The sequence below is a fragment of the Streptomyces sp. NPDC007205 genome (assembly GCF_040634095.1).
Classification (GTDB): Bacteria; Actinomycetota; Actinomycetes; order Streptomycetales; family Streptomycetaceae; genus Streptomyces.
Genome location: NZ_JBEYEW010000014.1, coordinates 158,770 through 183,956 on the forward strand (window position 1 = coordinate 158,770; position 25,187 = coordinate 183,956).

Consider the following 25,187-nt stretch of genomic DNA (forward strand, 5'->3'; position numbering starts at 1 on the left):
GGCGGCGCACCGGCCGTTCCACGACCGGGGTCATTGCACCGGATACGCCGCCACACTCAGCCAGAGGCCGAAGAAGGGCTCGGCCTCAGGACCCCAGGTCACCGATACCGAGCCCGTACGCGCGGCCCGTACCGTGACCCGGGCGACGCCCTCCCGGTCGGTGGTGGCCGAGGTCACCAGCGCCAGCATCGGATTGCTCGTGCGCGGCTCAGGCCAGGAGTTCCCGGAGCGAGGCTGCAGCACCACGGTCACCGTCGCGCCAGGCCGGACGCACACTTTCCGTACGGCAGCGTCTCCAGGGCCGTGGGTGACGCTGACGGCGCCGGCGACACAGCCCGGTGCGGCCGAAGCCGTCCCGGAGGGCGCCGGGGCCTCTGAGGGATGCCGCGGCGGTGTCTTTGCCGGTGGTGTCGTGGTGGAAGAGGGCGGCGCTCCCGGTGTTCCGGAGCTGTCACCGTCCGAGGGCGCCGTGGCGGGCGGATCGGCGGACGGGCGGGGCGACGCGGAATGCCGCGCCTGCGAAACGCTGCCGCCGTTGTCTCCGCAGGCCGTCAGGAGGCAGGAAACGGCAACCAGTACGGCCCCGAACCAAGGCCACGACCGCCCGCGGCCTGCGCTGCGTCTGCTGTGCTCCATCGCCACCGCCGCTCCTTCACGTCACCGCACGTCACTGTGACGTTCTGGGCTGCGGCTCGGTTCCTGGTGCCGGCCTGACAGGACGGGAGGTACGTACCGGCGGACGCCGGGTACGCACCTCCCGTGGCGAAGCCGATGCCTCAGCGGCGGGTCGGGAGCGGCCCGGAGCCCGTGGGCGTGTGCGGTGCGGGGACAGTGGCCGCGCCGCGGGCGGTGGAGGCGGTGCTGCCGCCCGTCACGGCGAGGGGCCCGGCGGTGTAGAGGGCCTCGTCGAAGGCTTGCCCGTTGGCCGGGGTCTTGCCTGCGGCGAATACGGAGACCGCCCTACCGCCGATGACGGAGGTGGACAGATAGTCGCCAACCATACGGCCCTGCGTGGAGTCGGCGATCTGGGACAGGGGCATGGGTCCGGCGACCGTGGTGGGTGTGCTCCATGTGCTGCCACCGTTGACGGAGGAGAGGTAGCCGACCTCCAACTGGCAGGTCGATGCGGAGCAATTGGCGTTCGGATAGAAGTAGTAGTAGAGGCCGATCTTCGCCGTGGCGCCGGAGGTGGCGGGATCGATGCCGATGCCGGGGATGAAGTGGTCGACGCCGCTGGTGGTGGCGTCGATCGGGACCCGGGTCACGGCCGACCAGGTGGTGCCGTTGGTGGAGGTGGCGTAGACGATGTCGTTGGCCGGGCAGCCGGAGCGGAAGCGGCAGTCCTGCCAGGCGATGTAGATCTTGCCGGATCCGTCGATCTCGGCGGACGGCAGTCCCTCACCGTCGCGCAGGTTGCCGGCCACGCCGTGACTGGAGACGTTGGCGATCAGCGTGCTGGTGGTCCAGCTGGAGCCGCCGGCAGCCGAACTGAAGGCGCGGACGGCGCTGCCATCGGAGGAGTAGGGGACCACGACGGTGCCGTTCGGCTGGACCAGTGGCTGGCCGCCGAGCCCGCTGGGGTTCCCGGAGGGCGAGACGGGGCTCGACCAGGTTGCGCCGCCGTCGGTGGAACGGCTCATGACGATACGGTTGCCGGACGAGGTGACGTCGACCTCGATGTAGCAGCTGCCGTAGTACGGGCTGGTGGCCGAGTTGTCGCAGACGATCCATTCCTTGTCGTAGCCCTGACCGTCGTTGCCGACCGCCATGACCGGGTTCTGCCACGTCGTGCCGTTCGTCGAGCGGCTGACCGTCACGCCCGCGCCGTTGACGCTGGAGTCGATGACCAGCCCGGCGACCATCCAGGTCCCGTGCCGGGCGTCGTAGGCCACCGCCGGGTCGGAGACGCGGGCCCAGGTGCCGCCCTGGTAGGTGGTGATGCCGGGGAGCATGCCGTGCTGCCAGGTGGTGCCGCCGTCGGTGGAGGTGTTCCAGCCGATGTCGGAGGCGCCGCCGTCGGTGAACCGGCCGACCTGCGAGGAGGCGACGATCGTGTTTCCGTACGCGAAGGTGTCGGGTTCCAGCTCGGTGGCGTGCTGGCTGGAGGTGTTGGTGAACGGGTCGGTGCTGACCTGGGTCAGTCCGGGCGGCGGGGTGGCGGTGGCGAAGGCGACGTCGTCGTAGAGGGTGTAGGTGGCGTCACCCGCGTAGTTGTCGTCGTGGCTGACGAGCTTGAGGGTGTAGCTGTGCCCGGCGGTCACGGAGGACGTGACCTGCTTCCAGCCTTGGCCGGTGGTGCAGGCCTTGGCGAGCACGGTCGTCGTGGTGCCGGCGGTGGTGTCGGTGAGCGTGGCCGTGGCCCAGTCGTAGGTGACCGTGTCGGGGCAGGTGACGCTGTACCAGAACGACAGCTGGGTGGCGCCGGCCGGCGCGCTGAACGTCTGGGCGATCGAGGAGTCACCGTTGGTCGGCGACGTCCCGCCGACACGCGCGGCGTAGGTGCCGCTGTGGGCGCCCGAGCTGACCACGGAGGTCGTGCCGGTGCTCGTCCAGCCGGTCGGACTGCCCGACTCGAAGCCACCGTTGGAGACGTCGGCCAGCGCCGGGTGCGAGGCGAGGAGGAGGCCGCCTAACGAGACGAGGACAGTGGTGGCGGTCGCGACGGATCTACGGAAAGCGGGGTGCGACATGAGGAGACCTCTTGTGGTCGATGTGGGGTTCGGGTGGGGCGGACCACCGGCGTGCGGCCGCCCAGTCGTAGGTGACCGTGTCCGGGCAGGTCACGTTGGAGTGGAAGCCGGGCGTGCTGGTCCCGGACGGCGCGGTGAAGGTCCGGGCGATCGATGAATCACCGTTGGTCGGCGAGGTGCCGCCCACTCGAGCCGCGTACGTACCGCTGTGCGGCCCGGAGCTGACCACCGAGGCCGTCCCAGCGGACGCCCAGCCGGTCACCGTGCCCGTCTCGAAGCCTCCGCTGGTGATCGAACCGCCGCCGCCGCCGTGGACGGTGAGCGTGTACGTCGCCGTGTGTGTGGCCGAGCAACCGGTGCCCGTCAGGGTGATGTTGTACATGCCCGCCGGGGTCGACGAGGACGTGGCCACCGTCAGCGTCGACGAGCCGCCCGCGGTGACGGAGACCGGACTGAAGGTCGCGGTCGCTCCGCTGGGCAGCCCCGAGGCCGGCAGGCTCACCGTCTGCGCCGCGCCGGAGGTGACCGCTGTGGAGACGGTCGTCGTCGCCGACGATCCGGCGTGCACGCTGGAGGAGGCTGGGCTGGCGGAGACCGAGAAGTCGTTCGCCGAGGTCGAACCGCAGTGGGGCAGGGTCCTGGGCCGCGGGAGCGGCGAGCCGGGGAACGGGGACTGCGGTCAGGACGGCGGTGAGCGCGGCTGTCCGGCCGCGTCTGTGTCTGGATCGGGACACGGAACATCCTTTCGGGCAGCCGGAGATCACCCGGCCCGTGGGGTGGAAGGACGTTCACGCCGAAGGAGCGCGTGTTCGCAATCGGGGATGTTTGCACCGGACATGTCACACAACAAGAGAGAGGGAGCCCGGGTGGCGCGAAGCAACCGAGAATTTACGGAGTTCAGTCAACTCACGGTAAAATCAGAGGGTTTCCTCTGTATCGTCACAGGGTTCCCTCTGTATCGCACAGAGCAGCGCGGTGCCCGCCCCACCCGCCGGGGACTCCCCGTGACACGGTCACGTCCCACCGCCGGACGACCACAATCCACCAGGGGCCCATGAGACACCACCGCACCAGCGACCGGCTGCTCACCGCTCTCGCCCTGGCAGCCGCAACCGCCGCCTGAGCCTCCGGTACCGGCGTCTCCCCGACGGCCCCCACTGAACCGTCGGTTTCCGGCTCCACCCCGCCCTCCTCATCGGGTCCCACCCGGCCCGGATCGTCCGTGTCCGGCTCTTCCGCCGGCGGCCCCGCGTCATCCGGCCACTCCGCCCCGGCATCCCCCACCAGCCCGGCTCCAGGCATGGTGAAGGTACTCGACACGCACACCACAGCCGACGGAACCCACACCGCCACCGCACGTGCCACCTCCCCGGGCGCCGCCACTCTCCCCTTCGCCGACACCTACATCCCCGACCCGCACGGACCACCCTCCCGGCCACGGCAGTTGGCACTCACCGTCGTGCCGTAACCGCCGTAACCGCCGTACGCCCGCTACGGACCGATGACCACCACCAGCCGCCACAACCGCGTCCGCGTCCCGTCCGGAAGCTGGACCTGCAGCGCGACGGTCCCGGTCGTCACGTTAGGCTGGGTTGCGGCTGTGGTCTCTGATCACAGCGCGGCGGTGGGGCTCGCCGTACCCGAACCGCGGCACGGATGCCGCCAACAGTCCCTACTTGCGAGGGAGCGTGCCGCGTACCTGGGCCCCGGCGAGTAGGAGACGTACGTCCATGACAACCCCGAATCCTCAGGTGCACGAGCCCACGGCCCCCGACTTCGATGCGCGCGCGCCCGCTCAGCAGCGGCAGCGGTCCTGGCGGACGCAGGGGCCGATCGTGGCGGTGGTGGCGCTCGGCGGGGCGGTCGGGGCCTCGGCCCGGTACGGGGCGTCGCAGCTGTGGCCGGTGATGGCGGCGGTATGGCTCGCGGCGACGGTGACGCGCCGCCTGGTGGCGTGGAGGCAGCGGTGACAAGGCTGACGGGCAGTGCCCTGCGGGTGACGATCTTCATCGGTGAGAACGACGTCTGGCATCACAAGCCGCTGTACAGCGAGATCGTGCACCGGGCGCACAAGGCCGGACTGGCCGGTGCGTCGGTGTTCCGCGGCGTGGAGGGCTTCGGTGCCTCCTCCCTGATCCACACCTCGCGGTTGCTGTCGCTGAGCGAGGACCTGCCGGTGGCGATCGTCATCGTGGACACCGAGGACCGGGTGCGGGACTTCCTGCCGCAGCTGGACGAGCTGGTCGGTGAAGGGCTGGTGACTCTCGACGCGTGCGAGGTCATCCGGTACGTCGGCAGGGAGATGAAGGCGTGAACTGGCTGCTCGTCGTCATCGGCGCGATGGTCGGCGCCCCGTTGCGGTATCTCACCGACCGGGCGGTGCAGAAGCGACACGACACCGTGTTCCCGTGGGGCACGTTCACCGTCAACGTGGTCGGCTGCCTGGTCCTGGGCCTGCTGTCCGGCGCCACGGCGGCCGGCGCCGCTGCGTCCCATGTTCAGCTGCTGCTGGGCACCGGACTGTGCGGGGCGCTGACGACGTATTCGACCTTCTCGTACGAGACGCTGCGGCTGGCCGAGGACGGGGCGAGGTTCTTCGCCGCCGCCAACGTCGTCGCCGGCGTGGTGGCGGGCCTGGGCGCGGCGTTCGCCGGGGTGTCGTTCGCGGAGGCGCTGTGGGCGTGAACCCGGCGGCTGCCGAGGAAGAGGAGGCGGATCGGCCGGGGCGGATGGGACCCTGGCGGTTCGTGGTGTGGTTCGGCACGGTCAGCCTGCTCGCGGACTTCGTGTACGAGGGCGCCCGCTCGATCACCGGACCGCTGCTGGCCTCGCTGGGTGCGTCCGCCCTGGTCGTCGGCGTGGTCACGGGCGCCGGTGAGGCGGCGGCGCTGGGGCTGCGGCTGGTCTCCGGCCCGCTGGCGGACCGGACCCGCCGTTTCTGGGGCCTGGCGATCGCCGGTTACGCGCTCACCATAGTGTCCGTCCCGCTGCTCGGCGTGGTCGGCGTGCTGTGGGCGGCGTGCGTGCTGGTGATCGCCGAGCGAGTCGGCAAGGCGGTGCGCTCACCGGCGAAGGACACCCTGTTGTCGCACGCCACAGCCGCGACCGGACGCGGGCGCGGATTCGCCGTGCACGAGGCCATGGACCAGGTCGGCGCCCTGGTCGGCCCGCTGGTCGTCGCCGGGGTGCTCGCCCTGACCGGCGGCGCCTACGGACCGGCGCTCGGCGTGCTGGCCGTCCCCGGTGTCGCGGTACTGGGGCTGCTGGCGTGGCTGCGGGCCCGCGTGCCGGACCCGGAAGCCTACGAACGCGAGCTCACCGCGGCAGCCGCGACACCGGCCGGTCAGGACGGGCGTCTGCCGAGGGCGTTCTGGACGTACGCAGGATTCACCGCGGCCACCACGACCGGGTTCGCCACCTTCGGCGTGCTCTCCTACCACCTGGTCCAGCGCCATCTGCTGTCCGCCGCGTGGGTGCCGGTGCTGTACGCGGCGGCGATGGCCGTGGACGCGGTGGCGGCGCTGGCCACGGGATTGCTGTACGACCGGCTCGGCCCACGCGTGCTGATCGCCCTGCCCGTCCTCACGGCGGGCGTGGTGGCGCTGGCGTTCACCGACACGGTCGCCGTCGCGGTGGCCGGGTCGCTGGTGTGGGGCGCGGCCATGGGCATCCAGGAGTCGACCCTGCGCGCCACGGTCGCGGACCTGGTGCCCAGCGGGCGACGCGCGACCGCGTACGGCCTGTTCGCAGGCGTCGTCGGCGCGGCGAGCCTGGCCGGCGGCGCGCTGACCGGGGGCTTGTACGGATACTCGATCCCCGTGCTGATCATGGTGGTCGTCGCCATCCAGGTCCTGGCTGTGGTGCTGCTGGCCGTCACCCGGGTCGATCGGCGCTGAGACGCCGGCACCGTCCGGCGTCGTCACCCGCTCAGGCCGTACCGCGTGCAGGGGCGCCGGACTGGATCTGCCCGCAGCGGCCCCGACGACCTCTGGGCGTAGCCGGCCGCGCGGCTGACGCGGATGGCCTCCGGTGCAAGTGCCATGCTCCACGTTTCGACGGCTTCATCGACTCGCTCGGCATCGCGCGCAACACCCTCACCGACCGGCTCCGGCGCCTGGAGAACGCCGGCCTGCTGCAGCGCCGCCCCTACCAGAGCGAGCCGGTCCGTCATGAGTACCTGCCGACGGACAAGGGCCGGGACTTCTTCGGCGTGCTCGCCGCGATCAACGCCTGGGGCGACCGGTGGCTGACCGATGACGACGGCATCCCCGTGGTCATGCACCACACCGCCTGCGACCACGACACCCAGGCCAAGGTCGTCTGCTCCTCATGCGGTGAACCACTGCACCACCAAGACGTCGCGGTGCGGACCGGACCCGGCTACCCGGCCCGACTCCTCGACAGCCCCGACGTACAGGCACGCTTCGCCACGGGTGGACCCCCCGAACGAGTCGCCAACGCCTAACCGCGCTCAGTCGATCTTCCTGCACAGGCAAGTCCGAGGCAGAGTTGCACCCACGGCACGGCAGCTCTCACTGAGCCATTTCCCCACGGCGGCGGCACCCGCCCCGGTACCGCAGCCTCCTCGCCCCCGATACAGACTCGCCGTCCGGGACCAGGTCCTCTCCCAGGTCGGAGGCCGCTGCGGCGATGTCAGGGGAAGCGTCAGTTCCGCCCCCTGACGGGACTGGGCTGCCGGATGTCCTCGAACCAGAAGTAGGAACGAGACACCAGTTGCTTCGCCCCGCTCTGAGACACCTATGAGGTGTCTGGAGAACCGTCCCACTCCTCCAGAGCCCGCGGCTCGTCGGGGCTCAGGTGACTCGCGCCGCAGGTTGTACAGCCGGCGGGCCGCAGCCATCAACGCGCGTGACTACGCGGGACCGCTGGTTCGGCGGTCCGGGCCGGGAGTGCTTGCCCATGGCTTCGATGGTCTCAGGCGGCGACCGTGGTCGGCCGGGCTGCGGTGAGAGCCCCCGCGCGGGCCCGCACCTCGTCCCACCGCGGTCATCTTGTACGGGCGGGCGGCGTCGTCCAATGCTTGCTGGGCCGCTTGAGCAGCCCGCTCAGGCTCGCCCTCGGCGAACAGGGCGGGTGATCCCGACGCGCCGGGGCCTGGCCTTCTCGGCCTTGGGGACCTTGACGGTCGCCGGGCTCGGTGTACGAGTAGAACGCGGGCTCGACGAAGGTGTCGTCGCCGAACCAGAAGCCGAAGCTGTGGGCGATGTCGAAGGTGTGGCTCAGCACCCGCCAGTAGCGGTGTGCGGCCACCGGGTCGTAGGTCGCGTGCTCGGTGTCCTCGGCGAAGGGCCGGTCGGCGTCGGGCAGATCGAAGGGCTTGGGAATAGGGATGTCCACCCGGACGCCCAGGACGCCCAGGACGCCTGTGCGGCGAGAGCGGTCAGGGTCTGGTCGTAGAAGGATGCGACGGACTGGCCCGGAAGCGGAGAGGGCTGCTCTTCGCCGTCCTGACCCATCGGGCGGGTGGTGATGCCGCACACAGTGACATGGAACGGGACGTTCCACAGTGCTTGCGCCGGGCGCTCGCGGCCAAACGGATCTTGCAGACGATCTGCGCAAAGCGGTGCAGTGTCTCCTCCGGCACGCCGCCGAGGGAGCGGTCGGTCCTCGGTCAGCAGAGCGGGAGTGCACCTGACATGACAGAGCCTTCGCCACCGTGTTCCGCGACACCCTGTACCGCTGGGCGAGCGCCCGGCCCGAGGCCGCCGATCCAACCGACGGTTACGGCGGATCCGCTCAGAGATCCACTCACGCGACGCACACCCACGGACTCCTGACACGACCGTGACCAAAGGATCGCAGCGTGACCCGCGCCGGGCGAGCAGTGGCCGGGTCGGTCGATCATGAGCAGTCGGGAGAGCGGCGGCACCAGCACAGGCGAGCGCCGATTACCGATGAGGCTCTTGCTTCGGCAGGATGGGACCATGACCGAGATCCGTACCCCCCGCCTCCTTCTCCGCCGCTGGCATGACGACGACCTCGCGCCGATGGCGGACATCAATGCGGACCCGCAGGTCATGCGCTGGATCGACGACGGCTCGGTGCGCGACCTGGACCACACAGCCGAGGACATCGAGAAGTGGGAGGAGGAGTGGGACGAGGAGGGCTTCGGCCTCTTCGCCGTCGAGCTGCTGGCCTCGGGTGAACTGGCCGGCTTCACGGGTCTGTCCGTGCCCGAGTTCCTGCCGGAGGTACTGCCCGCCGTGGCGATCAGCTGGCGGCTCGGCTCACAGTTCTGGGGCCAGGGATACGCGTCCGAAGCCGCCCAGGCCACCCTGGAGTTCGCGCTCCAGGACCGTGGCCTCGACCGCGTCATCAGCATCAACCGGATGGGTGACGACGCCTCCGAGAACATCATCCGCAAGCTCGGCATGGTGCCGGAACGCGAGACGGTGCACCCGGTGTACGGCTATCCGCTGCACGTTCACACCATCGATCTCACCGAATTCGAGGCGTGAACCGGCTGAGCCGTCGGATCATCACGATCACGAGGCCACCGAGCGCTGACGATGGACCGCATTGATCGCCACGGAATGAGACACCAAGAGCGCCATCACCTCCGGACGAAAGCCGATTGGGCACAGCGGGATCGATGCCGTACAGTTCACCGTACCGACGCGGGGTGGAGCAGCTCGGTAGCTCGCTGGGCTCATAACCCAGAGGTCGCAGGTTCAAATCCTGTCCCCGCTACTCACACGTGAAGGCCCGGTATCCACCGGGCCTTCACTGCGTCTGAGCCCGCTCGAACCCGATCCTCAGGCGACCAGGGCTCCAGGGGTACGAAGGCGTCAATCTCCGGGCAGCAACGAAGCGGGCGTTCTGCTGCCGCGGCGATCCGACCCCGCGAGCCAGAGCGGCCGATGGCGGCTGGTGATGCCGACCTCGGACGCCTCATGCGGTGCCCGGCATGACAAGCTGTGATCTCCACTGTCCGAACCCAGGAGGTCGCCATGACCGCAGAGTCCCCGTCACAAGAAGGTTCGGAGTCGGCTGACGTCGAGAGCCCTGCCCTCTCGCCCGACGATGACGGCCAGTACGACCTGAAGCGCAAGTTTCGGGAGGCCCTGGCGCGCAAGCGCGGTATGCAGGCGGACGCCGCCGAACTCGCTGCGAACACCGACGCGTCAAAGGTCCGCGCCGCGCACGGCCCGGCTGCAAACCAGCGGTCGTTCCGACGCAAGAGCGGTGGCTGAGTCCATAACGGCCGCTAGCTAGTGTGCTGCGCAGCGATCGGGTCCTCGGCGTCGACCATGCGGGTTGACCGCCTGCGGCTCAGCCGGAACTGCCTAGGAACTTCCGGCGCAGGACACTAGCCGGCGTCGGCCGGTCGCTGTCGCCTTGGCGGGGGCCTTGGCGATATGTCCGTCGACGAGGACGGCCAGCAACTGGCCCCCTGCTCGTCGCCGAGGGCGTTGAAGATCCGGCTGGTGCCCCGAATCCGCTACCGAAGTCGCTTTCGTCGAGGAGCCGAGTCGTCAGTTCGGCGGACGTCAGCCCGGCCCGGCAGCGCGGCCAGATCTGGTCGTGGGTGGAGATCTTTGTACGCTGGTAGGGCTGGGGAAGCCGTCTTCCGGGACGAGGCGCTGGGCACTGATAAGGAGCGGGAAGCACGGTGGCAGGGCTGCGTTAGGGAAGCACCTCGTCACTGGGGTCGTGCGGGCGAAGGAAGTTCACGGCTTTGCGGGCCAGGACGGAAGTGAAGTGTTCACGTGCGTCCGGGCGCAGCCGTGCCAGGGCGACCATGCCGGTGATGACGGCGTCGGCCACCTCATCTTGGACGTCTGTCCACGTGTGACTGTGCCCTTTTCGAGGATTGGTTCCCCGGGCGCCGATGACTGCCTGCGCGGCCTCGCCCACCTCTTCGGCGAGCTTGAGTACTTGCAGGGTCCATTGCTCCTCTTGTTGGAGTCCGTTCTTCGTGTCGAAGCCGCTGAACGTGTCGGCCAGACGCTGGATCGTGTCCCATTCGTCGGTGGTAGCGGCGCGCGTGTGATGACCACGGGATTGCGGGGGCAGGGCGGTTCTGCGCATGAGTGCCGGATCGCTGATGAATCCGAGTCCCTCGTAGAGGGGCCTGGATTCGTCACTGGCGTGCAGTTCGAAGAGGGTGACGCCTTCCTGCTCCAGGTCGTCGAGGAGTGCGGTGAGGGCGGCCTTGGCGTAGCCACGGCGTCGGTAGCCGGGCCGGGTGGCTACTGCCTGGATGCGTGCGGCCAGTCCCTCTGGGTACCGGGGTGCGGGCAGTACGGGGCTGACCAGGGCCAGGGCGCAGGTGGCGAGTCCTCCATCGGGTGTGTCGATGACGTAGGCCCGGGCGTCGCCGGCAGGCTGGAGGCGTTCGGCCAGCTGGTCTCGGCACACGGCCGACCAGGTGGAGTCGAGTGGTGGGGAGAGGATCAGCTCCGACCGCAGGTGGGTGATGCCTTCGGCGTCGGCGGGCGTTGCACGGCGTGGAGTGGTCATGGATCGGTCCTTGGGGCCACAGTGCGGTTGTCCGTGTGGTTCCGTCCGTTCAGGCCGGAATCACACGGGGGCGGTCGTGTTCGGGTCGTTGAGGGGAATGAAGTGGGCGGGTGCGTGGTCGATCGGCAGGTCGGGGCGCCAGGCGGTGAGGATCTGGGCGCTGCACTCGAACAGGTCGGGGGGCAGGGCGTCCAGCGGCCACCAGCGCCAGTCGCCGACGCTCTCGCCGGGTTGGTCAGCGGGCTCGCCCCGCCAGCGGGTGACGAGCGCGCCGAAAGTGATACGGACGACGCCGCCGACCTGGTCGAGGAGCATGCCCAGGACGCGGACGTCGGCTGGGTCGGCGTACAGGCCGGTTTCCTCGGCGAGTTCGCGCACGACCGCCTGCTGTAGTGACTCGCCCGGCTCCACCGTGCCGCCGGGCAGTTCTCGTGTGCCCAGCCGGTGCCGGCCCAGGAGCAGGCCCCGGGGTCCGAGCAGCGCAGCGCCGACGCCGACGGCCGCGTGGGCGGCAGGCGGTTTCGCGGTGCGCGGACGGGCGGTGATCCGGGCCGGTCGGTGGGCCTGGAACAGCCGGTAGGAGGCGTGGTTGTTCTCCTCCGGCGCGTCGAGGACGGTGACGCCCTGCACGCGGAACCCGTACTGCACGAGCAGGTCTTCCCACAACTCGGGGGTGAGCACCCACATGTGCACGGTGAGGTCGTCGCCGCCTGCCAGGCGCAGGATCTCCGGGCGTGGGGTGACGGTCGAGGTCGGGCCGTCGCCGACGGAGTTGGTGTGCAGCACGGTGAAGCACAGCCGTCCGCCCGGCTTGAGGGCGGTCGCCAGGGCGGGTAGGAGTCGGTGCGGGTCGAGGAAGTGGAAGGTGCTGAGGGAGTAGATCACGTCGTACGGCGCTGCCGTGCCCAGGTGGTCGACGGCGTCGGCGTGGACCAGCCGCAGGCCCGGCACATCGGGGTAGCGGGCGCGGGCCCGCTCGATCTGGCTGAGGGAAGCATCGACGGCGTCCACGTGTGAGCCGTAGGTGCGGGCCAGGTGGGCGGCGTGCCGGGCGGGGCCGCAGCCGATGTCCAGGACACGCAGGCCGCTGAGGTCCCCGAGAAGATCATCCCCCGGCCCGTTCGCTGCGGGGCCCCAGGTGATCCGGTCCACTTCCGTGAGGGGCGTACCCTGCCGCAGGTGGTGTTCTCCGTACGCCTCCCAGATGAGGCGGGTCTGCCGTTCCATGTCCAACGTTCTGGCTCCGATGTTCAGGGGCGGAGTGCGTAACAGCGCAGCACGTCGATGTCCGCGGTGCGTACGACGGACCAGCCCGCGGTGAGGATCTCGGCCTCGACGGGGCTGATCCCGAGGCGCTGGCAGGGATCACCGACCTCACGGCGGCCGGCGAGTTCGGTGACGACCCAGAAGGTCCCGCCGGGGGCGAGGACCTGCCGGACGCGGTCCAGGAAAGCCGGCTTGTCGTCCATCCACCGGTACACCAGGCGGCAGGTGACGACCGCATACGCGGGATACGGCAGTGCGCTCAGGTCGTCGGTGGTGAAGTCCATCAGCCGCCAGGCCGGGCCACCATCGTGCTGGGGAACCTGGGTGTTCCGGGCTGCGGCGATGGCGCTGGGCGCGAAGTCGATGCCGGTGGTGTGGTAACCGAGCTGGTGGAGGTGGCCAGCGAGGGCGCCGTCGCCGGTGCCGATGTCGAGCGCCGGGCGTCCGCGGCCGGGTCCAACGTGGTCGGCCAGCAACGTGGCCTCGGCCCGGTTAACCTGCCGGTATCGGCGCCCGCCGGCCCAGAGTGGCTCCCAGTAGTCGGCGGTGGCTGAGGTGGTCGTCATTCGGCTCCTTCTGGCGAGCGGGCTGGGCCTGGCTGTTGGGCGAGACAACGGCCTTGGCCGTCGGTGAGCAGGGCCGCGGCGCGGGGAACGACGGGCCAGTCGGTCTTGATCCGCGTGTGCTTCTTGTGGAACAGGTGTAGGCCGCCGGTGCCGGCGCTTGTCGGTCCGGTGCCGTCCTGGAGCCGGACGGTGATGTGCGGGCAGGGCGCGGCGCGGTCGTTGCGCTGTCGGTGCTGGACGTGCTCGGTCATCTCCGTGGCCGACAGGTGACCGGTCGGCCCGTAGCCGTGAACGGCGAACTCGTATACGCCTTCGCCGTGATCGCCGTCCCCGATCCGCTCGTGTGCCAGCGTGCGAGTGACGTCCCGCGCACGATGGCCCCGCCGCGCCGGTGCGGCGGCGGGGGCTGATGGCGCTGGTGTCGTAGTCCGGGTCGACGGACAGGCAACAGAAGTCGGGGCGCGCAGGTGCGGGTCCCATGCGCCGGCGCCCTGCACGGGGACGAAGCCGCACACGGTCAGCGGCTCGTCACTGATGAGCGCACCGTCACGTTGGGTGAAACCGATGGACCACACGTACGGGTGGAGGCGTAGCACGGCGACGAGGCGTCCGCCTGCTGCGACCATGTTGATCCACGGCAGGTCCCAGGCGGTGAGCGTGACGATCACTGCGTCGAAGTCGTCTTCGGGGACGGCCTCGGTGGGCAGATGTTCGGCGTCCGAGGCGAGGACACGGACACGGTCGTATCCGGTCGTGGCGAGGAAGCGAGTGGAGCGGTCGGTGACGTCTGCGTCGATGTCGGCGGTGGTGACCTCTCCGGCCGGGCCCACCAGTTCGGCGATCAGGGCGGCGTCGTAGCCGCCCGAGCCGATCTCCAGGACGCGGTGGCCGGGCCGGAGACGGGCGGCTTCGAGCATGTCGGCCTGGAGCCACGGTTCGCTGACGGAGCTGCAGATGCGGCCGTCGGGCGTGTGCCGGGTGGGGATGATGTCATCGGCGTACGCGGTCTGCACAGGCACTTCCGGTGCGCAAGCATGACGGGGAGCCCTGCGCAGGGCGGCCTCGACAGTGGTGGTGCGGATGTGTCCGGCTGCGAGGAGACGATCGACGAGCCGGTTCCGCAGTGCGCTGGGATCGTGTTCCTGCGCGGTGGTGGGAGGAGTCGTCACGCTGGGCCTTTCGAGGGGGTCATGCGGGATCGGCGAGGGTGGGGGAGCCGGGGCGGGGGATGGTGCCGGCGGGGGCGTACTGGGCGGCTTGCGCGTTGAACATCGAGGCGTAGCGCCCTTGGGTGGCCATGAGTTCGTCGTGGCTGCCGTGCTCGACGAGCCGTCCGTGGTGCAGAACGTAGATGCGGTCGGCGTAGCGGACGCCGGACATGCGATGGGTGACCAGGACGACGGCCCGGTTCGGGGCGGCGAGCTCGCGGATGCGGTCGAAAGCGGCGATCTCGGCTTCCGGGTCGAGGGCGGAGGTGGGCTCGTCGACGATGAGCACGCCGTCGTCGTCCGAGGTGGAGCTGCGCCAGTGGGTTCTGGCGAGCCCGATCTTCTGCCACTCGCCGCCGGACAGTTCGCTCGCGCCGCGGAACATCCGGGCCAGCAGGCTGCGCAGCCCCTTGGGAAGTTTCGCGACGACCGGTCCGGCACCCGCGTAGTCGACGGACGGCTGGAGGTCCTCGGGGCCGGCTTCTCGGGCGGGCCGGCCGATTCGGATGTTCAACCCCGCGGTCACGGGCCAGCGTTGGAAGTCCTGGGTGAGAAGTGCGACGCGTTCGAAGACCTGGGAGCGGTCCAGGGAGGAAACCTCGGCGTCACCCCACCGCACGGTCCCGCTCTGCGGCAGCAACAGGCCCGACAACACCTTCATCAGCGTGCTCTTGCCCGAGCCGTTCTCGCCGACCACGGCGGTGACCGAACCCATGGGCAGAGCGAGCGAGACCCCGTCCAGGGCGGGGGCTTCCCGGTCCGGGTAGCGGTAGCCGACCCGGTCGAGGACGACCTGCTTCACCTGTGCGGGAACGGGATCGCCGCCGCTGGGGATGGTGCGTCGTGTCGCCTCGTCCAGGAAGCGGGCGTGGTCGCGGACGTAGAGGGACTCCTCGTGCAGCTGGTTGATGTTCATCACCAGCGCGCCCAGGCTCGCCGAGCCGGACCGGACGGCGATGACGGCGGTCCCGGCCACGGCCAGGCTCATGTGCCCGCTCGTGATCAGCAGGAACAGGGCCGCGTACGTCGCCGCCATGGCAAGGCCGGACAGTGCGGCGGCCACCCACTCGGTGACGGCTTTGCCGGCGGCCAGCCGCTCCTGCTCGGCCTCCGCGCTCTCGGCCATACGCTCGTAGCGGCTGAGCAGGAACGGACCGACGGCGTGGATGCGCACTTCCTGCGCGGCGGTGCGCTCCGTGAGCAGGTTGCCGATGAGGCGGCTGGCCCGCACATGCTCGACCCAGCTCATCACCGACACGTACCGTTCCTGCGCCACCCGCATCGCACCCCAGCCGCGCGGCGCCGCGATCAGGATCAGCATCGGCAGCAGGACCGGGTGAGTCGTTGCAGACGCCGTGTCCCCCGCAGGCCGTGTCCCATTAGCGGTGGGTCGACGCCTCGGCTCGTGTCACGTGACGGCGGCGCATCGTGTCTCTTTCATCGGTTGTCGGAGCGACGGAAGCCGCGCTGCTCTGGCTGATTGATGCCCATCATCTCAGGCCCAGGTTGTCGCCAGGATCCAGGCGCCGCGGGGCTCGCCGCAGAAGCGTGGCCGCACCCGAGGGCTCCACTTGGGGCGGCCACTCAGGTGTGGCCTGGTCGCCAGGGTCAGGTGACGACGCGGCGCTGGAAGTGGTGCATCCCTTGCCAGAGGAGCAGGGCCGTGAGGCCGATGAGGGCTGGGTAGACGATGTAGAGGCTCAGGTGTGGGGCGGTGGTGACCGAGGCGCGGAAGCCTTCGCTGACGTAGGTCAGGGGATTGGCCAGGGACAGCGCCTGGACCCAGCGGATCTGGTCGAGTGTGCTCCACGGGTAGAGGGTGCAGCCGAGGTAGAGCAGCGGTGTCAGCATGATCGCGAATAGCGCGGTGACGCTGCGCGGATCGAGGGCGGTACCCAGGAAGAGGCCGAGACCGGAGCACATCAGTGCCCCGATCGGTGCCAGGGTCAGGAGCACGGCCCAGTGGAGGTGGAGGTCGGGCCGGGCTGAGGGGACGAACTCCGCGAGCGGGAAGACGACGACCGCGGCCAGCAGGCCCTGGAGCGCACCGGCGAGGACTTTGGCGAACGCGACGAGCCCGACGGGAATCGGGGACAGCACGCGGTCCTCGATCTCCCGTGTGTAGCCGAACTCCTGCACCAGTGGCATGGCGACGGCGAAGATGCCCTGGAAGAGGACGACCATCGCGAGCATTCCCGCCAGGAGCGTGGTGGCCTCATCCGCCGCCTGGGCGCCGGAGCCGTGGCCCGGTGTGATCTTCGGGGTGACGTAACCGAGCACGAACAGCAGCATCAGCGGTTGCACGACGGTGCGGGCGACGAAGTTGCTCGGCTGCTTGCGCAGGACCGTGAGGTCGCGGGCGAGCAGGGCGCCGACCGCGCGGCAGGTCGCGATGGCGGAGGGGCGGATCGGTGCGGCGGCTGGGGCGAGAGCAGCGGTGGTGGTGTCCATCAGTCGCGTAGTTCCTTGCCGGTGAGGCGGATGAAAACGGTCTCCAGGGAGGGTTCTTCGACGCGGACATCGCGCAGGCCGATGCCCGCGTCCGCCACGGCGGCGGCGATGGCCGGGAGCACTGCCTGGTCTCCGTGGACGGTCAGCAGGACGGAGTCGTTGAGGATGTGCACGTCGCGGACCCCGGGCACCTGCTTGCTCAGGAGTGCCGCGAGAACCGGCGGGCCGGTGTCGGCGGTCACCGCGACGACGGTGTCGGCGTCCACCGAGCGTTTGAGTGTCTCCGGGGTGTTGAGGGCCAGTAGATGTCCGTGGTCGATGATGGCCACCCGGTCGGCGAGCTGGTCGGCCTCCTGCATGTCGTGGGTGATCAGGACGATCGTCTGACCGGCGGCGCGCAGTCCGCGCACGATCTCGTGCAGGGCGAGACGGCTTTGGGGGTCCAGGCCGGTGGTCGGCTCGTCGAGAAAGAGCACCTGTGGCCGGTGCAGGATCGAGCGGGCGATCATCAGCCGATGTGTCATGCCTCCAGACAGGCCGTCCACCGGCTTGCCGGCGACGTGCGCGAGCGCGACCTGCTCAAGCCTGATATCGGCCTCGCGTCCTGCATTGGCGGTTCGCATGCCGAAGAACCGTCCGTGGAAGACCAGGTTCTCGCGCACGGTCAGGCTGCGGTCGAGCGTGTTGCGCTGGGGTACCACGCCGATGTTCCGGCGGGCGTCGGCGGGCCGGTCCGCGACGTCGATGCCGGCCACCCAGGCCCGGCCGACTGTTGGTACGACGCCTGTGGTCAGCATGCCCACCGTGGTGGACTTGCCCGCGCCGTTCGGGCCGAGGAGGGCGAACACCTCGCCCCGGCGCACCGACAGGTCGAGGGCGTCCACGGCGGCCGTGCCGTCCGGATAGATCTTGCTCAACCCTTCGGTGTGGACGATCGCGTCGGCGGGTGGAGAACCCTCCGAGGAGGGGGCTGTGCGGCGCTGGAGGAGAGAGGGCATGGGCGCTCCCGAGTTTTTTGACTAGACCGTCTAGTCCAAGTTGGTGCCTATAGTATTGGACTCATGAGTCCAAGTCGTCAACATCAGACTCCTGCGGGGGCGGCGCCCTCAGCACACGGCGCCCGCCCAGGCCGACCCGGGAAGCGGCGGGCGATCATCGACGCGGCCAGACACGTGTTCCTGCGCAACGGCTTCACCGACACCAGCGTCGATGCGATCGCAGCGGAGGCCGGAGTCTCGAAGCAGACGATTTACAACCACTTCGGGGACAAGAAGAGCCTGTTCACCGCGGTCATCGAGACGGCACAGCGCGACGCGACGAGCGAGTCCGAGTCCCGGTTCGCGACCGAGTTCAAGGAATCGGGTGACCTGGACCGGGACCTTCGCGCTGCCGCACGTCTCTGGGTGGAACTGGTCCTGGCAAAGGACCTCAACGCACTACGCCGCGTCATCATCTCCGAGCAGGTGCGCCACCCCGAGCTCGCCGAAGAATGGGCGCGCCCGCGTGCCCCGTTCGAGGCGGCCCTCGCGCAGGAGATCGAGCGGCAGGTGCGAAAGGGTGTCCTTGATGTGCCCGATGTCGACCTGGCTGCCCATCAACTCGTCCTTCTCACCGCCCATGAGGCGGCGCATCAGTCCAGCTATGGCATGCACGAGCTCTCACCCGCCGAGATCAAGAAAATCGTCGATGATGGCGTCGACATGTGGCTGCGCAGCTACCGAACACGGCAGTGAGGAGCGGGGCGATGGTGCTCTCGGCGGTCAGTTGCACGACCCGAACGGAGCAGTGCGGTTGCTGCTAGCGGGGAGTCGGCGGACGTTCTCGCCGTTGGCGGCCTGCTCGCGCAATCGCATGATCTCGTCGTGCTGGGCGGCCAACCGGGAGATCGCCAGGGTCTTGAACCCGGACAGCTTCGTCAGCTCCTCATCGCGGGCGGTGATGCGTCTCTTCAGTTCGGCGTTCTCCTTCTTGAGCCGCTCGATCTGCGCGACTCGGGGATCGAGGATTTCCCCAGCGTCCTGAAGTTCCCTGAGCCGTCGCTCGAACTCCTCGGCAAGGTGCTGGTAGGCGCCGGGCCTGACGGTGCCGTCGCGGTTGGGTTTGGGGTAGAAGCCGGTGCGGGTGACCCCGGCCAGTGCGGCGAGGGTCTTGAGGTCCGCCTTCCCCCCGGGCGGCAGGTTGCCGCTCAGGATCCGTTCCATAGCAGCCCGGATTGCGGCCTCGTTGCGAGCCTTGTCGTCCTGGGTGAGCCGGGCCATCTCACTCCCCTCCACCGGGCGCAGCCTGGGCGGCGTCGATCTCTGCGACGACCCGCAGGGCGCGATCGCGTTCGGGTGCCAGCCGTGCCTTCTCGCCCTTGGCCACCCGGGGGCTCCCGATGAACACATCGATGGCGGTGGCCTGTCCGGCCCAGACGGGACGATGACATGGGTGGTGGGTGGCCTGCGGGCAACGAGCCGAGTCGCACATTCCGACCAGCGGCTTCGTCGCATTCGGTGTGCCGGCCAGGCTCAGGCACAGGGCCTTGGACGGGTCGCGGAACCAGCAGAAGTTGGCGGGGCCGACGTGGAGCGTCTTGGCCTGTTTACGCAGGAGATTCTCGAGGTGACGGTCGTCCTTGAGGATCTTCGGGTCTGTGCGGGCCGCGTCCTTCAGCTGGGCATCCACGTGGTGGAACGCCTCGATCAGGCCGCGTGCACCGGGACCGGCGGGCATACGGCCCGCTTGGACATCGCGGAATGCCTGCACTGTCAGCTGCACATGATGGGCTTCCTCGGCCTCCTCGATCTCGGCATGGAAGAGCCGCTGGGATCCGCCGGGGCGAGCGGCGTAGCCCTCCGTGGTGGCCACGGAGATGTGCTTGAGGGCGATCTTCGCCGCCAGCAGACCGCCCGGACGCTCCGCGATGGCCAGGGACAGCGTCCGGCGCAGCATCCTGGCATTGAGCGGGCCCCGGGGGATGACCGGGAGTCCCCAGCGCTCCCGGTTGCCAGTCCGCTCCAGCCAGCCACGCAGATTCTTCAACCGGCCGGCCAGGTCGATGGTGCCGAACAGAGCCTCACCGGCCGGCCGGTTCACCAGCCGTTCGGCGAGGGTCACGGCCCGGTCCACCTGCTCGATGACCACCCACTCGTCGGGGACTCCCCCGAACTTCTGCCCTTTGATCAGGCGGCTGGCGAGCCGGAACCGGCGGCCACCCCCGGGCGTCGCCACAGCAGGGAGTCGGCATCCTGCCTCGATCTCCAGGAGTTCGCTGGTCCGCATCCCGCTGAGGGCGCAGGTCACCACCAGACAGGCTGTCACCGCATGGTCGACCATGAAGAGGAGATCGCCCTCGGCCAACGGCAATGTCCACGGGATCAGTTCGCCGTCCCCCATGCGCGGGATGGCTGCGGCCTGCCGGGCCAGCGGCGGCTGGAATCCGACCTCGGCGGCCAGCGTGGTCAGTTCAGGGAACATTTGCCGACGCGCGTCGTCTCCGAATCTGCGGGCGCCGACGGTGCGGGCGAGTGCTTCCCACCCCAGGCGTTTCAGAGGGCCCTCCTGTTCCAGCGTGGTGCGCTTCCGCAGCTGAACATCATCAACCGCGGGTAGCGGTTCGCCACTGGCCCGCATGAGGTCCAGGACCTGCCGCAGAGCGGGAAGGCGCGCCAGGGTGACGCTGCCCGACGCCGTGGTGTCCGCTCGGGAGGTACGCGCCGCGTCCATCAGGTCTGCCAGATGCGGCCCCACTTCATTGACCAAGTACAGGCAGGTGGCCAACAGCGGCTGCAGCATGGAGTCCGGCACGGGCGGTGTGAGGTTCGGCCCCTTCGACTTGTAGCCGACGACCTGGGTGGCGGTCTTCCCCCTCCACGGGACAAACCCGGATTCGTAGCTGTCACTGGACAGCAGTTCCTCGTACTGGGCGATCAGTTTGAGGATCCGGACGTGCGCCACGGTTGAGTACGGTTCGAGACGTCGCCTTGGCCGCCCGGGGACCGGAACGCTCCACGAGTAGTGCTCCAGGTACCGTTCGCACATCTCCTGCGTGACATCCTCCAGAGCCGTGATCCCCTGCTCTGTGAGCCAGTTGAACCACTCGGTGTATCGCTGCAGGAAGTTGAAACAGGTCCGGGGAGAACGGGCGGCCCGTAGCGCATGCGCGCACTCCAGCACCGCCTCGTACTGCGGGGCCAGCATCGCCAGCAGGATCTCCTTGGCCACAACCCTCCATCGCGGATTGACGATCCGGGTGAAGTCCCAGATCTGCTCGTGGTCGGACATCATCCGGTGTGCGTCCGCGAGGCCGGAGAACACCCAACGGTCCTGCTCGAACCGCGGGCGTGTCGCGCCCTCGACGCGTCGCAGCCCTGCGATCTCACATACGTCACTCTGAGCGAAGACCGAGGCTGGCCGACGGTGACGGGAAAGAAGTGTATGTACGGGATGGGACGTCACAGTGTGGCCTCCTCGGGCCTCAGCGGGAGATCAGTGTCGTCGTCAGCCACCTCGCGTTCTCCCTTTACCTTGGCCTCGGTGGAGAGCTTCGGCAGGATCTCGTTGGCCAGACGGTCGGCGTACGGACCGAAGACCCGGACGAAGTTCTCCGTGGGCATCTGCCGGAACTGCCGCGCGAAGAAGGCGTTCAGCCGGAGCAGGTTCGCCGCATGACGTGGCAAGAACACCGCCAGCGGGCACAGAAGACATACCCACGGCCGGGCCGGACACGGTTGCCCGGCAGGACCGTGGACCCCGGCCAGTTGATCGGCGCACGCAGCGGTGAACACATCGCGCTCGCCGCCCACCAGCTCAGCGATGGCCGCGGCATCCAGCTCGAGTCGCTTCACCTCGTCAGGAAAATCCTCGGCGAACCGCGCTGCCTGCTCGGCCGAGAGCACCACCGGCGGTAGCGCCTTGCGCAGGATGTCGGCCTGTTCGTCCTCGATGATCGACTCCACCGCATCGAGCTGAGCAGGACTGGTCGGAGTGACGTAGTGATCGCCTTCGGTGCGGGCGGTGTGGTTCGGATCGATCGTGGCCCGCCCGGTCCACCCGCGCCTGGCCAATCGCTCGTGGTACGTCGCACGAATCCGGCCGCGATGGATCACGAACGGCTTCCCCGCATCGTCCACCAGGCCCAACTGCTTCACCAGATCACGATGACGGCCCGTGCCCGACGGAGGGCCGACGACCGAACTGAACTCCCCACTCGCCGTGAACCACTTCGGCGTGTACGAGATCCACAGCTGCCCGCGGATCTCGGCGTCAGCGAAGTTCCGCAGTGGCGCCGAGTACGCCAGCCACCGTTCCAGCAGCCGCACCGCCCGAGTCGGAAGATTGGAACTCTCTCGCGCAGTACGCCCCTTGATGTAGGTGATCAGCATCGTGGCGTCGCCGGTCCACTCGAGACCGTCCAAGCCCAGATCGTCAATGCCGTCCGGTACGACTCCGCAGTACATGCCGAACAGGACGGAGTAGGCGACTTGGACGACCGGGTGCGGAAACAGATCGCTGCGTACCTGCCGCACTGCCCGGCGCAGGTCCCACTGCGTCGACTTCGTGCCCTGTGTCTGCGCCCGGTACACGGGCCGGTCCGGGAAGGGGCCGTCCCGCAACAGCAGCCAGGCGATGTCCTGCGGACTGTGCTGCGCGCTCGTCGACGGCTCCCCGCCCTGCGCGGCCAGTTCCAGAGCCCGCCGGTGACGGGCCCAGCTGTCGTCCACCACCGCCCGGCACGACGTCTCCAGCCGCTCCCACTCTCCATCGGTGTACGCCTTGTACGGACTGGTGCTTCGATACGCCTGGATCTGGTTCCCCGTGAGGTACGTCCGCACCTCCGGATGCAGGGCTCCGGTGACCGCGTCGAAGCCCTTCAACAGGATGCGGGTCTCGCGTTCACGGGTATACGTGCTGGCCATCCAATAGCGGACCAGCGTGGCCCGCGTCAGATCCGGGGCATTCCCGGTAAACCCGGCCTCAGTCAAAGCGTTCACCATCTGGCGCAGGGCCACCGCGTACGCCTTGGCTGTGTTTTTGGCTCCGATGCCGCCCTCAGGGTGCGCGTTGGCCGCGAGCCCTTTCGCAAGGTCGCGCGCCAGCCCGGGATTGGGCAGACCGTCCAGAACGGCCGTCCACTCACGGCCGTTGGGGAACACGAAGTGCACGGCCAACGGCTCGTCCATCACATACGCGGGCATCCGCTGGCCTCCTCGTCATCGAACTCGGCCGCAGCCTCGGCGGCGGCCTCCGGATGCGGCACGCCGGTCGTGTCCTTGTAGGCGTCGCGATAGATCCGTGTGACGTCCAGGCGAGCGACGTAAAGCTCCGTCGACAGGACGCTCTGGTGGCCGAGCAAGTCCCGCAGGATCAGCATCGGATCGTTCCGGGTCAGATAGAGAGCCATCGCGGCGTCGTTTCCGGTGTCCGCCGCGAGGGCAGCCGCCCGCTGGTAGTAGCCCGTGACCAGCCACTCCAGGGTCGCCATCGCCATCGAGTGACGCAGCCGGTGCGGGGCCACCGTCGGAAACCGCGGCTCGAACCGTTCGCGGATACGGGCTGACGTCCGACGGAAGACCGTGGCCCAGTCCACGAACGGCTGCCCCGAGGACTGCAAACCCAGCAGCGGCGAACTGCCATCCGGAGCGACCAGGCGCAGCCTCTCGGACGGACGTAACTTCCGCCACGACCTCCGCTCCCCGTTGAGGAACGCGCCCTCCCAGTCGGGCTCCTCCACTACCAGCGGCTCACCCAGCTTCGACGGCGGCCGCCACGTGAAGCCCTCGGCCGACGCCGCCCGGTCCAACTCGATGTACTGGTGCACTTCGGCGAGCGCCTCATAGCTGATCCACGATGTACGGGCCTTCTGCCCCTTGGTGATCGCATGGCTCAGCGGAAACAGCACCGGCAGCGTTCGCGGGCGGGGCGGAAGAGGTGGTACCTCGTAGATCGTCAGGTGCGTGAACTCCTGACGCCGCAGGCCACTGGACAGCACCAGACGGGCCATCGCCGCGTTGCGGGCCCCTTCCCGGCCGCGGTAGCGCGGGTCCGGCTCACCATCCGGGCCGAGCCCTGCCAGGCCCCGCACGAACAGCTCCGCGAAGTCCCGTTCCAGGTACTTGATCGTCGTGTGCGGCCTCGGAGTGCGCAGCTTCGCGAGGTTCCGCTCCACCTCGACCAGCACCCCCTCTGCCATGCGCCGGCCCGTCCGGTAGCTGAACGGCACGGCGGAGGCGATGCCTTCTTCACGGGCCCATGAGTAAAAGCCTGACAGGATGCCCATGTTCAGGTTCCACGTGCTGGGGTCCCAGCGGTCCTTCAGCTTGCCGGCCAGCCGGTACTCGGCGTACATGCCCAGGGCGGCGCGCAGGTCCTGACCGTCACCCAGGGGGCTGACACCCCGGACGTGGAGGAACGTCAGCCAGTCGCGGAGGCAGCTGGCGCTGTTCTGCCAAGTGCGCGTGGCCGGGGCGCCGTTCAGCGGAAGCTCACGCAGCCAGCGATTGACGAACACCGTCGGCCGGGGCGCTCCTGGAGCGTCCTCGAATCTCAGGTCGTCGTCGATGAGTACAGGCATCCGGTTCCGGATGAGCGGCTGTCGAGCCACATCCCAGGACTCCCAGCCGGTCGCGGAGAAGCCGATCAGTTGCATGGCGCGGAGCCTAGATATTCGACACGACCTCAGTGCAACAGACTTGGAGAAATCACTCCAAGGCGTACCGAGAGGAAAGCGACACGACGATTAAGCGGCGACTTCCGGGTGGAGAATGGTGAGCACGCCGGCCGTGGAGATCAGGGAGATCGTTCCGTTCAGCGCGGCCACGCACGCGCCGATCATGCGGCGGGCGGATCCGGCGCCGTACTGGGCGACGTCGATCAGCCGCCGGAACTCCGGGTCCTCGATGGCCTCCAGCTCCACCGACGCGGCGGCGGCCAGGTACTGGGTCGTGGCGATCCGCTCGACCAGCGGCTCCAGCCGGCCCGCCCGCGAGGTCGACCATCCGGCCAGGCCCGAGTTCACCACGGCAGCCCCGGCGGCGGCGAGCAGCCCGGGCAGGACTGCGTGCAATCGCTGCCCAGGCGTGCCCGAGCCGAGCAGCGCATGCATGACGGCGTTGACCGCGAGCAACCCGACCGCCGCGGCGAGACCCTGCCCGACCTCGCTGATCGCGACCGTGAGCAGAGCGCGGCGGTCCGCCTGCCACGCCATCCGCAACGCCGCCCCGACCAGCCTCGGCATAGAGCGCAGAGCCGACATCATCGTCAAGTCCAGCCGGGCACGCTCGTGTTCCGACCAGCCGAAGTCGTAGCGCAAAGGACCGCCGAAGAGCTCCTGCTCGGCGTCGGAGACCTCCGGCTCGGCCATCCGCACACGCCCGAAAAACCTCTTCACAGGGCGCCACCCGGCCCGGACCAGCCCGGCGCCCGGAGAGCCGGCGTGGGCAGCCACCGCGCCATCGAGACGGTGCTCATCCGCACAGGAGCCCTGGAACTGGACTCGTCGCGGTACGAGTACTCCTCGCCCCGTGCCACGTTATGGAGAG

General features: G+C 69.3%; 23 protein-coding genes, 1 tRNA gene and 2 pseudogenes. 10 read left to right on the forward strand and 16 right to left on the reverse strand.

Features of this window, described 5'->3' with window-relative positions; genetic code table 11:
* Positions 1–30 precede the first annotated feature (30 nt).
* The 3 genes from ABZ624_RS23670 to ABZ624_RS23680 form a co-directional block, all read right to left on the reverse strand.
* A complete protein-coding gene (locus tag ABZ624_RS23670) occupies positions 31–243 on the reverse strand; it encodes a hypothetical protein (RefSeq protein ID WP_360092255.1) in 213 nt (70 codons plus the stop codon).
* Positions 244–776: 533 nt separating this feature from the next.
* Complete coding sequence (locus tag ABZ624_RS23675) at positions 777–2,690, reverse strand: exo-alpha-sialidase (RefSeq protein WP_360092258.1); 1,914 nt, start codon at positions 2,688–2,690, stop codon at positions 777–779.
* Complete coding sequence (locus ABZ624_RS23680) at positions 2,668–3,258, reverse strand: hypothetical protein (protein ID WP_360092261.1); 591 nt, start codon at positions 3,256–3,258, stop codon at positions 2,668–2,670. Before ABZ624_RS23680 ends, ABZ624_RS23675 begins: the two co-directional genes overlap by 23 nt.
* A gap of 732 nt (positions 3,259–3,990) precedes the next feature.
* On the opposite strand from ABZ624_RS23680, the gene ABZ624_RS23685 reads away from it, so the two are divergent.
* The 6 genes from ABZ624_RS23685 to ABZ624_RS23710 all read left to right on the forward strand — a co-directional run bounded on the left by ABZ624_RS23685 (position 3,991) and on the right by ABZ624_RS23710 (position 7,155).
* Positions 3,991–4,158, forward strand: a complete 168-nt coding sequence (locus ABZ624_RS23685) for a hypothetical protein (RefSeq protein ID WP_360092264.1) — start codon at positions 3,991–3,993, stop codon at positions 4,156–4,158.
* Between the two features lie 262 nt (positions 4,159–4,420).
* Positions 4,421–4,660, forward strand: a complete 240-nt coding sequence (locus ABZ624_RS23690) for a hypothetical protein (protein WP_360092267.1) — start codon at positions 4,421–4,423, stop codon at positions 4,658–4,660.
* On the forward strand, positions 4,657–5,004 hold the full coding sequence (locus ABZ624_RS23695) for a DUF190 domain-containing protein (protein WP_360092270.1): 348 nt from the start codon (positions 4,657–4,659) through the stop codon (positions 5,002–5,004). The genes ABZ624_RS23690 and ABZ624_RS23695 overlap by 4 nt, the downstream gene beginning before the upstream one ends.
* Positions 5,001–5,375: a fluoride efflux transporter CrcB gene (gene crcB / locus ABZ624_RS23700; protein ID WP_360092273.1), complete on the forward strand. Its 375-nt coding sequence runs from the start codon at positions 5,001–5,003 to the stop codon at positions 5,373–5,375. Before ABZ624_RS23695 ends, crcB begins: the two co-directional genes overlap by 4 nt.
* Positions 5,372–6,586, forward strand: coding sequence for an MFS transporter (locus ABZ624_RS23705; protein ID WP_360092276.1), 1,215 nt, complete (start codon positions 5,372–5,374; stop codon positions 6,584–6,586). The genes crcB and ABZ624_RS23705 overlap by 4 nt, the downstream gene beginning before the upstream one ends.
* Before the next feature lie 92 nt (positions 6,587–6,678).
* Positions 6,679–7,155, forward strand: coding sequence for a helix-turn-helix domain-containing protein (locus ABZ624_RS23710; protein ID WP_360092443.1), 477 nt, complete (start codon positions 6,679–6,681; stop codon positions 7,153–7,155).
* Between the two features lie 542 nt (positions 7,156–7,697).
* On the opposite strand, the gene ABZ624_RS23715 is transcribed toward ABZ624_RS23710, so the two are convergent.
* Positions 7,698–8,048: a DUF5996 family protein gene (locus ABZ624_RS23715; RefSeq protein WP_360092279.1), complete on the reverse strand. Its 351-nt coding sequence runs from the start codon at positions 8,046–8,048 to the stop codon at positions 7,698–7,700.
* 587 nt (positions 8,049–8,635) lie between these two features.
* Between ABZ624_RS23715 and ABZ624_RS23720 the strand changes: the two genes are divergently transcribed.
* The 3 genes from ABZ624_RS23720 (at position 8,636) to ABZ624_RS23730 (ending at position 9,904) form a co-directional block, all read left to right on the forward strand.
* Positions 8,636–9,169: a GNAT family N-acetyltransferase gene (locus ABZ624_RS23720; protein ID WP_360092282.1), complete on the forward strand. Its 534-nt coding sequence runs from the start codon at positions 8,636–8,638 to the stop codon at positions 9,167–9,169.
* Positions 9,170–9,327: 158 nt separating this feature from the next.
* Positions 9,328–9,401, forward strand: a tRNA-Met gene (locus tag ABZ624_RS23725).
* Between the two features lie 260 nt (positions 9,402–9,661).
* Complete coding sequence (locus tag ABZ624_RS23730; protein ID WP_360092285.1) at positions 9,662–9,904, forward strand: DUF5302 domain-containing protein; 243 nt, start codon at positions 9,662–9,664, stop codon at positions 9,902–9,904.
* Between the two features lie 433 nt (positions 9,905–10,337).
* Here ABZ624_RS23730 and ABZ624_RS23735 read toward each other — a convergent pair whose 3' ends face one another.
* From ABZ624_RS23735 to ABZ624_RS23765, 7 genes and pseudogenes are all read right to left on the reverse strand, one after another.
* A complete protein-coding gene (locus tag ABZ624_RS23735) occupies positions 10,338–11,174 on the reverse strand; it encodes a GNAT family N-acetyltransferase (protein WP_360092288.1) in 837 nt (278 codons plus the stop codon).
* 60 nt (positions 11,175–11,234) lie between these two features.
* Positions 11,235–12,401 (reverse strand): bifunctional class I SAM-dependent methyltransferase/NUDIX hydrolase, encoded by a 1,167-nt coding sequence (locus tag ABZ624_RS23740; protein ID WP_360092291.1) that lies wholly within the window; start codon positions 12,399–12,401, stop codon positions 11,235–11,237.
* A gap of 23 nt (positions 12,402–12,424) precedes the next feature.
* Entirely contained in the window at positions 12,425–13,006 is a 582-nt protein-coding gene (locus ABZ624_RS23745; protein WP_360092294.1) for a class I SAM-dependent methyltransferase, read from the reverse strand.
* Positions 13,003–14,175: a methyltransferase domain-containing protein gene (locus ABZ624_RS23750; protein ID WP_360092297.1), complete on the reverse strand. Its 1,173-nt coding sequence runs from the start codon at positions 14,173–14,175 to the stop codon at positions 13,003–13,005. The genes ABZ624_RS23745 and ABZ624_RS23750 overlap by 4 nt, the downstream gene beginning before the upstream one ends.
* 19 nt (positions 14,176–14,194) lie before the next feature.
* A pseudogene (locus tag ABZ624_RS23755) lies at positions 14,195–15,553 on the reverse strand (ABC transporter ATP-binding protein); the annotation flags it as partial.
* Positions 15,554–15,822: 269 nt separating this feature from the next.
* Positions 15,823–16,665, reverse strand: a complete 843-nt coding sequence (locus tag ABZ624_RS23760) for an ABC transporter permease (RefSeq protein ID WP_360092300.1) — start codon at positions 16,663–16,665, stop codon at positions 15,823–15,825.
* Positions 16,665–17,663 (reverse strand): ATP-binding cassette domain-containing protein, encoded by a 999-nt coding sequence (locus ABZ624_RS23765; RefSeq protein ID WP_360092303.1) that lies wholly within the window; start codon positions 17,661–17,663, stop codon positions 16,665–16,667. Before ABZ624_RS23765 ends, ABZ624_RS23760 begins: the two co-directional genes overlap by 1 nt.
* A gap of 63 nt (positions 17,664–17,726) precedes the next feature.
* Between ABZ624_RS23765 and ABZ624_RS23770 the strand changes: the two genes are divergently transcribed.
* Complete coding sequence (locus tag ABZ624_RS23770; protein ID WP_360092306.1) at positions 17,727–18,398, forward strand: TetR/AcrR family transcriptional regulator; 672 nt, start codon at positions 17,727–17,729, stop codon at positions 18,396–18,398.
* 27 nt (positions 18,399–18,425) lie between these two features.
* On the opposite strand, the gene ABZ624_RS23775 is transcribed toward ABZ624_RS23770, so the two are convergent.
* The 5 genes and pseudogenes from ABZ624_RS23775 to ABZ624_RS23795 all read right to left on the reverse strand — a co-directional run.
* Positions 18,426–18,923, reverse strand: coding sequence for a hypothetical protein (locus ABZ624_RS23775; RefSeq protein ID WP_360092309.1), 498 nt, complete (start codon positions 18,921–18,923; stop codon positions 18,426–18,428).
* Between the two features lies 1 nt (position 18,924).
* Entirely contained in the window at positions 18,925–20,964 is a 2,040-nt protein-coding gene (locus tag ABZ624_RS23780) for an integrase (protein WP_360092312.1), read from the reverse strand.
* A 137-nt stretch (positions 20,965–21,101) separates the two neighbouring features.
* Complete coding sequence (locus ABZ624_RS23785) at positions 21,102–22,844, reverse strand: hypothetical protein (RefSeq protein WP_360092315.1); 1,743 nt, start codon at positions 22,842–22,844, stop codon at positions 21,102–21,104.
* Positions 22,829–24,295 carry a site-specific integrase gene (locus ABZ624_RS23790; RefSeq protein WP_360092318.1) on the reverse strand — a complete coding sequence of 489 codons (1,467 nt, stop codon included), beginning with the start codon at positions 24,293–24,295 and terminating at the stop codon, positions 22,829–22,831. Before ABZ624_RS23790 ends, ABZ624_RS23785 begins: the two co-directional genes overlap by 16 nt.
* A gap of 105 nt (positions 24,296–24,400) precedes the next feature.
* Positions 24,401–25,009: pseudogene (locus ABZ624_RS23795) on the reverse strand (ABC transporter ATP-binding protein); the annotation flags it as partial.
* Between the last annotated feature and the right edge of the window lie 178 nt (positions 25,010–25,187).